Annotated in this window: 7 protein-coding genes; 4 read left to right on the plus strand and 3 right to left on the minus strand. The window is 65.2% G+C overall.

Annotation, left to right across the window (positions count from 1 at the left end):
* Positions 1–156 precede the first annotated feature (156 nt).
* The 3 genes from F791_RS0111045 to F791_RS0111055 all read right to left on the minus strand — a co-directional run bounded on the left by F791_RS0111045 (position 157) and on the right by F791_RS0111055 (position 5,435).
* Positions 157–999, minus strand: a complete 843-nt coding sequence (locus F791_RS0111045; RefSeq protein ID WP_019592601.1) for a hypothetical protein — start codon at positions 997–999, stop codon at positions 157–159.
* A gap of 193 nt (positions 1,000–1,192) precedes the next feature.
* The gene (locus F791_RS0111050) at positions 1,193–2,431 is read right to left on the minus strand and encodes a ribonucleotide-diphosphate reductase subunit beta (protein WP_018137604.1); all 1,239 of its coding nucleotides are present in this window, start codon (positions 2,429–2,431) and stop codon (positions 1,193–1,195) included.
* 109 nt (positions 2,432–2,540) lie between these two features.
* Complete coding sequence (locus tag F791_RS0111055; RefSeq protein ID WP_019592602.1) at positions 2,541–5,435, minus strand: ribonucleoside-diphosphate reductase subunit alpha; 2,895 nt, start codon at positions 5,433–5,435, stop codon at positions 2,541–2,543.
* 451 nt (positions 5,436–5,886) lie between these two features.
* Here F791_RS0111055 and trxB point away from each other — a divergent pair, with 451 nt between their 5' ends.
* The 4 genes from trxB to F791_RS0111075 all read left to right on the plus strand — a co-directional run bounded on the left by trxB (position 5,887) and on the right by F791_RS0111075 (position 10,199).
* Positions 5,887–6,999, plus strand: coding sequence for a thioredoxin-disulfide reductase (trxB, locus tag F791_RS0111060; RefSeq protein WP_019592603.1), 1,113 nt, complete (start codon positions 5,887–5,889; stop codon positions 6,997–6,999).
* 3 nt (positions 7,000–7,002) lie between these two features.
* The gene (locus tag F791_RS0111065) at positions 7,003–8,223 is read left to right on the plus strand and encodes a GNAT family N-acetyltransferase (RefSeq protein ID WP_019592604.1); all 1,221 of its coding nucleotides are present in this window, start codon (positions 7,003–7,005) and stop codon (positions 8,221–8,223) included.
* Between the two features lie 144 nt (positions 8,224–8,367).
* On the plus strand, positions 8,368–9,123 hold the full coding sequence (gene aat, locus F791_RS0111070; RefSeq protein WP_019592605.1) for a leucyl/phenylalanyl-tRNA--protein transferase: 756 nt from the start codon (positions 8,368–8,370) through the stop codon (positions 9,121–9,123).
* Between the two features lie 401 nt (positions 9,124–9,524).
* Positions 9,525–10,199 (plus strand): hypothetical protein, encoded by a 675-nt coding sequence (locus F791_RS0111075; RefSeq protein WP_018137609.1) that lies wholly within the window; start codon positions 9,525–9,527, stop codon positions 10,197–10,199.
* Positions 10,200–10,322: the final 123 nt, after the last annotated feature.

Raw genomic sequence — 10,322 nt, forward strand, 5'->3', positions numbered from 1 at the left:
CATCCCGACCCATAACGACTAGCGTGAGCCGCAGCGTCTTCGCTGTCGGCTCCACGCACTGGTTAGGCTCTTAATCCTTCGGCTCTTCCTTTGACGAAGCGTTTTGTTGCACTTGAAGTGCGACTCGGCGCTTGTTCGGCTATCGAGCGTCAAGCACTAGTGCCCAAGCAAGGTCTGCATCCTTGACTGCAATGCCTGCGCGAGCGAGGCGCGCCCTTCAGCATTATTGAGATATGGCACATAACGAAGATGCCTAAGGTCAAACGGAATGTCATGCTTGTTTTGCGTGATCAGTATCACATCACGCCCGAGCGTGTGCGCAATCCCGGCCTCGTAAAACACATTTGGATTTCTGCCGGTGCAATCACAAATAACAATCCGGGAACGATCAATAAGGGATACCACATCCTGGATAATGGCCGCATTTTCCCAGATGTCGTCAGCCCGCCTGCATCGAAGCCCTGCGCCCTCGGCGGCCTGACGAATACTGTCATACACGCCAGTGAACTCCGCGTCGAAGGGCATCATCACCGAGGCAAGAGTCGGCTCAATTCTCTCGTGTTCCGGGATCTGGAACACAGTCGGACGTTGACGGCGAGGACGAATATGGCGGAGCAGAAAGCGGTATAGATCTACGTCTTTCAAAGCCCAATGATTTCTCGAGAACTCGAAATCATGTGGCATGTCAAGCTCGGCGCGGTTCTCATAGAGTATCTTATTCTGGAGGGGGGGCACCTCAGCATCGAGACTGATTTCGAGCAACAAATCCCCTCCGGAAGCCCGTGCTCTATTGATCTGTCCTACGTAAGCCGTCTCGTCTTCTGTTCCTTCCTCGCAGAAAAGGCATGGTAAGGAAGCAAGACGGTCCAGCAGTAGATTGTTGTCGCTGTCCCGGAACTGGGCGGCGATTTGACCGTCGGTATACTCGAACACTCGACCGCTCGGAACGGTGACCCTGCCAGACGACCAATCCGCGTTAAACATCAATAAATTGAACATCGCTTCCCCTGCCTGCTAGCCAAGGCCCTACTCTTGACGCCTAACGATCAAGCTGCGGCACCGGGGTCAGGCCTTGCCTTTTGCCTCTCATGTCCGAAGCTAGGGCAAAAAAGGCGCCGTCTTGCGGCGCCCTCTTCTGTTGCTGCACGGCCATTTCCCTGGCTCCGCTTCACTGGATCTCGGCTTCGCCGCCTCAATCCCAGCTCAACGCCCCACCCGTCTGATACTCAGTAACCCGCGTCTCAAAGAAGTTCTTCTCCTTCTTCAGGTCGAGCACCTCGCTCATCCACGGGAACGGGTTGTCGGCCCCCGGGTACAGCTCGGCCAGGCCGATCTGGGCGCAGCGGCGGTTGGCGATGAAGTGCAGGTATTCCTCGAACATCTGGGCGTTCATGCCGAGCACGCCGCGGGGCATGGTGTCGCGCGCGTACTGCGCCTCCAGCTCGACGGCGTCCGAGATCAGGGTGCGCATCTCGTTCTTGAAGTCTTCGGTCCACAGGTGCGGGTTTTCGAGCTTGATCTGGTTGATCACGTCGATGCCGAAGTTCATGTGCATGGATTCGTCGCGCAGGATGTACTGGAACTGCTCGGCCACACCCGTCATCTTGTTGCGCCGGCCCATGGAGAGGATCTGCACGAAGCCGACGTAGAAGAAGATGCCCTCGAACACGACGTAGAAGGCGATCAGTTCGCGCAGCAGCTTCTGGTCCGCCTCCGGGGTGCCGGTGCGGAAGTTCGGGTCCGCCAGGTGCTTGGTGAACGGCAGCGCCCACTCGGCCTTGGTGGCCACGGAGGGCACCTCGCGGTACATGTTGAAGATCTCGCCCTCGTCCAAACCCAGGGATTCCACGCAGTACTGGTAGGCGTGGGTGTGCAGCGCCTCTTCGAAGGCCTGGCGCAGCAGGTACTGGCGGCACTCGGGGTTGGTGATGTGGCGGTACACGGCCAGCACCAGGTTGTTCGCCACCAGCGAGTCGGCGGTGGAGAAGAAGCCCAGGTTGCGCTTGACGATGGTGCGCTCGTCCTCGGTCAGACCATTCGGGTCCTTCCACAGGGCGATGTCCGCGTTCATGTTGATTTCCTGCGGCATCCAGTGGTTGGCGCAGCCGTCCAGGTACTTCTGCCAGGCCCACTTGTACTTGAAGGGCACGAGCTGGTTGAGGTCCGCGTGGCAGTTGATGATCTTCTTGTCATCCACGCGGATGCGCTCGGCACCCATCTCGAGGTCTTCGAGACCGGTGCCGGTCAGGGCGTCTTCGTTCGGCTCGGCCAGCGGCTGGCCGGCGTTTTCCGGCTCCGGCGAGACGCTGGGCGCGGCGCCGGCGGTGCTCATCAGCGCTTCGTTCTCCTGAAAGCCCATGCCGGGGCGGACGGCGGGTTCTTTCTGGCCTTCGCCTTTGATGGCTGCGATCGGATCGTCCCAGGAAAGCATAGTGTCCCCTCTTCTTTTCGGTGGCGGCCCGGCGCGGTGGCTGGGCCTTTTGTTCAGTGCGTTGTGATCGGTGCTTGGTGCGTATTCGGTGCCCGGGGGCGGGGCCGCCTTACTGGCAGGCCTCGCAGTCCGGGTCGAGGATGGAGCACGCCTTGGGCGCCTCGGGCTCGGCCGCCTGCTGGCCGCCGGAGACGGCGTTCAGCTTGTTGGCGCGCGAGGAGTCGGCCACGGTGCTCTTTTCCACGTGGGTCGCGCCCATGGAGCGCAGGTAGTAGGTCGTCTTCAGGCCGCGCACCCAGGCGAGCTTGTACAGGGCGTCCAGCTTGGGCCCGGAGGGCTCGGCCATGTAGAGATTCAGGCTCTGCGCCTGGTCGATCCACTTCTGCCGGCGCGAGGCGGCCTCGACCAGCCAGCGGGTGTCCAGCTCGAACGCGGTGGCGTACAGGGCCTTGATGTCCTCCGGCACGCGGTCCAGCGGCTGCACGGAGCCGTCGTAGTACTTGAGGTCGTTGACCATCACCTCGTCCCACAGCTCGCGGTCTTTCAGGTCGCGCACCAGGTACGGGTTGATCACGGTGAACTCGCCGGACAGGTTCGATTTGACGAACAGGTTCTGGTAGGTCGGCTCGATCGACTGGCTGACCCCGCAGATGTTGGAGATGGTGGCGGTCGGCGCGATCGCCATGGTGTTGGAGTTGCGCATGCCGACCTTCTTCACCCGCTTGCGCAGCTTGTCCCACTCCAGGCGCTGGGTGGTGTCCATCTGCAAGTAGTCGCCGCGGGTCTCGGCCAGCTTGTCGATCGAGTCGATCGGCAGGATGCCCTGGCTCCAAAGGCTGCCGGGGAAGCTCTCGTAGCGCCCGCGTTCCTCGGCCAGATCGGTCGAGGCCTTGATGGCGTAGTAGGACACCGCCTCCATGGAGGTGTCGGCAAACTCCACCGCCGCCTCGGAGGCATACGGCACGCGCAGCTTGTACAGCGCGTCCTGGAAGCCCATGACCCCCAGCCCCACCGGGCGGTGGCGCAGGTTGGAGCGCCGCGCCTGCGGCACGGAGTAGTAGTTGTAGTCGATCACGTTGTCGAGCATGCGCATGGCGGTGTTCACGGTCTGCTCGAGCTTCGCGTGATCCAGCTCGCCGGCCTCGTTCACGTGCGCGGCCAGGTTGATCGAGCCCAGGTTGCACACCGCGATCTCGTCATCCGAGGTGTTCAGGGTGATCTCGGTGCACAGGTTCGAGCTGTGGACCACGCCGGTGTGTTGCTGCGGGCTGCGCAGGTTGCACGGGTCCTTGAAGGTCATCCACGGATGGCCGGTCTCGAACAGCATGCCGAGCATCTTCCGCCACAGGTCCACGGCCTTCATGGTCTTGTGCACGCGCAGCTCGCCGCGCGCGGCCTTCTCTTCGTATTCGCAGTAGCGCTTCTCGAACTCGGCGCCGACCAGGTCGTGCAGGTCCGGGGTCTCGTTCGGGGAGAACAGGGTCCAGTCGCCGTCCTCGGCCACGCGCTTCATGAACAGGTCCGGGATCCAGTTGGCGCTGTTCATGTCGTGGGTGCGGCGGCGGTCGTCGCCGGTGTTCTTGCGCAGCTCGATGAACTCCTCGACATCGATGTGCCAGGTCTCGAGGTAGGCGCACACGGCACCCTTGCGCTTGCCGCCCTGGTTCACCGCCACCGCGGTGTCGTTGGCGACCTTCAGGAACGGGACCACGCCCTGCGACTTGCCGTTGGTGCCCTTGATATGGGCGCCCATGCCGCGCACGCGGGTCCAGTCGTTGCCCAGGCCACCGGCAAACTTGGACAGCAGCGCGTTGTCGCGGATGGCGCTGTAGATGCCGTCCAGGTCGTCCGGCACGCTGGTCAGGTAGCAGCTGGAGAGCTGCGGGCGCAGGGTGCCGGAGTTGAACAGCGTCGGCGTGGAGCTCATGAAGTCGAACGAGCTCAGCAGGTTGTAGAACTCGATCGCGCGCGCCTCGCGGTCGATCTCGTTGATCGCCAGGCCCATCGCCACGCGCATGAAGAACGCCTGCGGCAGCTCGAAGCGGGTGCCGTCAGAATGGATGAAGTAGCGGTCGTACAGGGTCTGCAGGCCCAGGTAGGTGAACTGCAGGTCACGCTCGGGCTTGATCGCCGCGCCCAGCTTGTCGAGGTTGTACCGGGTCAGCTCGCTGTCGACCAGCTCCAGGTCAGCGGCGCGCTTGATGTAGGCGCCGAAGTACTCGGCGTAGCGCTCGGCCAGCTGGGCCTGGGTGGCCTCTTCCGGGCGGCCGTGCACGAAGCTCAGGGCCTCGCGGCGCAGCGCGTCCATCAGCAGGCGCGCGGTAACCTCGGAGTAGTTCGGCTCTTTCTCGATCATCACGCGGGCGGCCATCACCAGCGCGGTGGAGACGTCCTTCTCGGCGACGCCGTCGAACAGGTTGCGACGCGCCTCGGTCAGGATCTTCTCGCCATCGACTTGCTCGATGCCGTCACAGGCCTCGGCGACGACCGCCTGCAGGCGCTCCTCGTCCAGCGGGGCCTGGGTGCCGTCGGCGCGGGTCACGTTCAGGGCCGGGGCAATCTCCTGCTCGTCCAGGCCCTGCTCGGCGGCCTCGGCGGCGCGCTTTTGCGCCTGCTGTTCGCGGTAGATCACATAGGCCCGCGCGACCTTGTGGTGGCCGCCACGCATCAGGGCCAGTTCCACCTGGTCCTGAATATCCTCGATGTGCACCGTCATGCCCTGGGTGCCGGCGCGACGGAACAGGCTGTCCACCACCTGCCCGGCGACCTCCTTGGAGATGTCGTGGATGCGACGGCTGGCCGCGGCATTGCCGCCCTCCACCGCGAGGAAGGCCTTGGTGACCGCGACCTCGATCTTCGAGGCGTCGAAGCCGGTGACCTTGCCATTGCGGCGGATCACCTGGTGCTGGCCCGGGCTGGTGGCCAGGACCTCGGCCGACGGCTCGGCTTGCGGCGGGTACTGGATGCCCTCTTGGGCTTCGGCGGTCTGGGTGTCGCTGTACATGGTGGCGGCCTCACGCGTAACTGTGGGTAATGGACGTGAAGTACTATAGATCGGGGATCCGGAAGTGCATAGACACAATATCTTGTGTCTCCCACCCGAATAACCCCGCGGACAACCCGTGGGCAAGCTGTGGATAAAAACGCCAACCCGGCACTCTGTCGCCATTCTTTGCGCGTTCGCCCGGTGGTGGATAAATCGGCCTTGTTGTGATCGCTCGGGCCAATCATCAGCAAACTCGAACATGAAAATGTTTTATGGCCCGCGATTACCGAATCGGTATCCGTCGATGGGTCTTCTCAAGGCCGAATCCGGGTGGACCCTCGCGCGGGGTGGCGGTGTTGGACAAAGCCCCGCCGGGTACCAATAATCCCCGCCTTATCGAACCAGATTCCGCGCGGCCGGGACGACCGGCCGCGCCAGCCGTATTCATCGAATCGACAGGGAGTACCGCATGAGCGACGCCAAGGACCCATCCGACAAGAAGAGCAAGAAGGCCGAGAAGAAGGACGCGCCCAAGGCCGCCGTTGCCACCGGGGCCGTTCAGGCGGCCGCGGGTGCCGTATCGCTCTCCAGTGGCGGCGAGACCGCGCCCAAGACAAAGAAGGACGACGAGAAGCAGCCGCGCCACTGCCCGCTGCTGATCCTGGGCTCCGGCCCCGCCGGCTGGACCGCGGCCGTCTACGCCGCGCGCGCCAACCTGAACCCGGTCGTGATCACGGGCCTGGAGCAAGGCGGCCAGCTGATGACCACCACCGACGTGGACAACTGGCCGGGCGACAACGACGGCGTGCAGGGTCCGGAGCTTATGCAGCGCATGCAAAAGCATGCAGAACGCTTTGATACGGAAGTGATCTTTGATCACATCCACACGGTGCACCTGAAGGACAAGCCCTATCGCCTGGTCGGCGATTCCGGCGAGTACACCTGCGATGCGCTGATCATCTGCACCGGCGCCTCCGCACAGTATCTGGGGCTGGAGTCCGAGACCACCTTTGCCGGCAAGGGCGTCTCCGCCTGCGCCACCTGCGACGGCTTCTTCTACCGCAACCAGAAGGTCGCGGTGATCGGCGGCGGCAACACCGCGGTCGAAGAGGCCCTGTACCTGTCCAACATCGCCTCCGAGGTCGTGCTGGTGCACCGCCGCGATGCGCTGCGGGCAGAGAAGATCCTGCAGGACAAGCTGTTCGAGAAGGAAAAGAACGGCAACGTCACCATCGAGTGGAACCACACCCTGGACGAGATCCTCGGCGACGACTCCGGCGTGACCGGCATGCGCATCAAGCACGCGCAAAGCGGCGATACGAAGGACGTCGAGCTGATGGGCGTGTTCATCGCGATCGGCCACAAGCCGAACACCGACATCTTCCAGGGCCAGCTGGACATGGAGGGTGGCTACATCAAGGTGCAAAGCGGCCTGGAAGGCAACGCCACCGCGACCTCCGTACCGGGCGTGTTCGCCGCCGGCGACGTGATGGACCATGTCTACCGCCAGGCGGTCACCTCCGCCGGCACCGGCTGCATGGCCGCACTGGACGCGGAGAAGTACCTCGAAGAGAACGGCTGAGTCGTGAGCGCCGAGGGCGACACCCGGACGGCCTCGCCGGAAGATCCGGCCGAGCGCATCGAGCTGCGCGACGGCCTGGGCGACGTGGACCCGGCCGCCTGGGATGCCCTGACCGGCGGCACCGAGCCGTTCCTGCGCCATGCCTTCCTGGAGGGCCTGGAGCGCCACGGCTGCCTGGGGCGGCAGTTCGGGTGGTTTCCGCAGCATGTGCTGATCTTCCGCGAAGACGAGCTGGTCGCGGCCGCGCCGGCCTACGCCAAAACCAACAACTACGGCGAGTTCGTGTTCGACTTCGCCTGGGAGAGCGCGTGGAGCCGCCACGGGCTCAACTACTACCCCAAGCTGGTCGTCTCCGTACCCTACACCCCGGCCACCGGGCCGCGCCTGCTGGTGCACCCGGAGGCGCCGGACTTTGATCACCTGCGCACCCTGCTCGTGCGCGCCCTGGTGACCCGCGGGCGCGAACTGAACGCCTCGGGCGTGAACATCCTGTTCCCGAATGCGGACGACCTCGACGTGACCCGCGAGATGGGGCTGGCCGAACGCATGGGCTGCCAGTACCACTGGAGCAATGCGGACTACGGAAGCTTCGATGACTTCCTGGCCGCGCTCAGCTCGAAAAAGCGCAAGAACATCAAGCGCGAACGCCGCCGCGTCACCGAGGCCGGCATCGAGTTCCGCACGCTGACCGGGGCCACCGGTTCGCCCGAAGACTGGGCGCGCTTCCACCGCTTCTACGTCGACACTTTCGAGAAGCACATGGGCATCCCGACGCTGTCGGAGGCCTTTTTTGTGGAGACGGCGGCGGCGCTGGGCGACCAGGTGGTGCTGTTCGAGGCAAGACGCCCAGGCGAGGCGGGGGACGACGAGACCATCGCCGCGGCCCTTTGCTATCGCAGCCACGACACCCTGTACGGGCGCTTCTGGGGCTGCACCGAGGAGCTGGCCGACCTGCACTTCGAGACCTGCTACTACCAGGGCATCGCGTTCTGCATCCGCGAAGGCCTGGCCCGCTTCGAGCCCGGCGCCCAGGGTGAGCACAAGATCCCGCGCGGCTTCCTGCCCACGCCCACCTACTCCGCCCACATGATCCTGACCGAGGGCTTCGACCAGCCCGTGCGCGACTTTTGCGAACGCGAGGCCCAGCTGATGCGCACCCAGTGCGAACGCCTGCACGAACACTCGCCCTACCGCCACGTCGAACCCGACGATGACCGCCCCTGAACCACCCACTGTAGGAGGCCAGCCCCCTGGCCGATGGGGCCTATCCCCGCGCCCAATCGCGCAGAGGGCTGCGCTCCTACATCACCCCGCACGCCCGACCCAACCTGTAGGAGGCCAGCCCTCTGGCCGATGGAGCGCCACCCCATGACCGGCGGCCCGCAGATCACGCTACCCTGGCTGGACCCGGAGCACCCGGAGGCGCCGTTCCCCGACCCGGGGCATGCCCTGCGCGACCCGAATGGCCTGCTCGCGGCCGGCGGCGATCTTTCCGTGCCGCGGCTGCTGAATGCCTATCGCTCCGGCGTGTTCCCCTGGTTCGAGGCCGGGCAGCCGATCCTGTGGTGGACCCCGGACCCGCGCGCGGTGCTGGAACCGGCCCACTTCCGGCTGCACCGCAGCCTGAAAAAGGCGATCCGCAATCGCGGCTACACGGTCAGCTTCGATCGCGCCTTCGAGGCGGTGATCGAGGCCTGCGCCGGGCCGCGCGAGTACGCCGAGGGCACCTGGATCACCGGGAGCATGCAACAGGCCTACATCGCCATGCACCGCACGGGGCACGCGCATTCGGTGGAGGTCTGGGACGGCCCGCGCCTGATCGGGGGGCTCTATGGCGTCGCCGTGGGCCGGCTGTTCTGCGGCGAGTCGATGTTCTCGCGCGAGCGCGACGCCTCCAAGATCGCGCTGGCCTGGCTGTGCCGCCACCTCGTCGCCTGGGGCTGGCCCCTGGTGGATGTGCAGATGGAGACCGAGCACCTGCGCCACCTCGGCGCGATCACCCTGCCCCGACGCGAGTTCATCGCACGCATCCGCGCGATTGCGCACGCGCCCGAAGCACCCGGGCCCTGGCGGGTCGATCCTGCCCTGAGCCCACTCGACCCTGACTGGAACACCGCCCCGTAGCACGGGCGGGGCCAATGCTCCTTGTGGCAGGGGCTTACTTGTGGGAGCGGGCTTGCCCGCGAATGGTTCTTGCCAAAGTCCGACGCGGGCAGGGGCTTCGCGGGCAAGCCCGCTCCCACAGGCCACTGCCACAGCCCCCGCCCCCGTCACTGCGAGGAGGCGCAGCCGACGTGGCAGTCGGTTGGGGGTATCCCGGCGCCGAGGACTGCCTTGGGAGATTGCTTCGCGATGCACGCAATGACGGGATGTTGGATGGCCGGGGAACCTGTATGCGCGTCACTGCGAGGCGCCGCAGGGGCCGGGGCAGCCTCCGAAACCGGGCACGTCACCCGGCGCACCCTTGGCCCCCGTTGGGGGTGCTTTATACTCCCGGCCATTGGGGAACCGAACGGGAGATTCGGGTGGGCAAGGCATATCAGGGGGAATGGCGGGCCATGGCGCTCAATGGGCTGCGCGCGGGCCTGCTGCTGGCGCTGGCCGCAATCACGGCGGGCTGTGCGACGCTGGCGCCATCGCCGCCGTCGGATCAGAGCAATATCTGCGAGATCTTCCGCGAGCAGCCGCGCTGGTACGACTACGCCCGCGACTCCGAACGCGAATGGGGCACGCCCATCGCCACGCAGATGTCGTTCATCCAGCAGGAGTCCTCGTTCCGCAGCCATGTGCGCCCGGATCGCGAACGCCTGCTCGGTGTCATCCCGTGGCGCCGGCCCTCCTCTGCCTACGGCTATGCCCAGGCGCAGGACCCGGTCTGGGGCGAATACCGCGAGGATGCCGGCAGCCGGATGGCACGGCGCACGCACATGAAGCACGCGACCGACTTTATCGGCTGGTACAACGCACGCACCCAGCGCATCACCGGGGTCTCATTGAACAACCCCGAGCACCTCTACCTCGCCTATCACGAGGGCCAGGGCGGCTATAACCGCGGCAGTTACCGCAGTAAACCGCAGGTCCAGGCGGCCGCGCGCCAGGTCGCCCAGCGCGCCAACCGCTACGACTCCCAGTTGCAAAGCTGCGAGTCCGAGTTCCGCTGCCGCCGCTTCTACCAGTTCGGGCCGTTCTGCCGGCAGTAGCCATAGCCGAACGGAACGCGCTCAACCCCCGTCATCGCGAGCCGAGCGAAGCGATCTCCCAACGCAGGCACCGATGCTGGGGCTGACTCGGCAGACTGCCGCGTCGGCTGCGCCTCCTCGCAG

Source organism: Thioalkalivibrio sp. ALRh, from assembly GCF_000381425.1.
Taxonomy (GTDB): Bacteria; Pseudomonadota; Gammaproteobacteria; order Ectothiorhodospirales; family Ectothiorhodospiraceae; genus Thioalkalivibrio.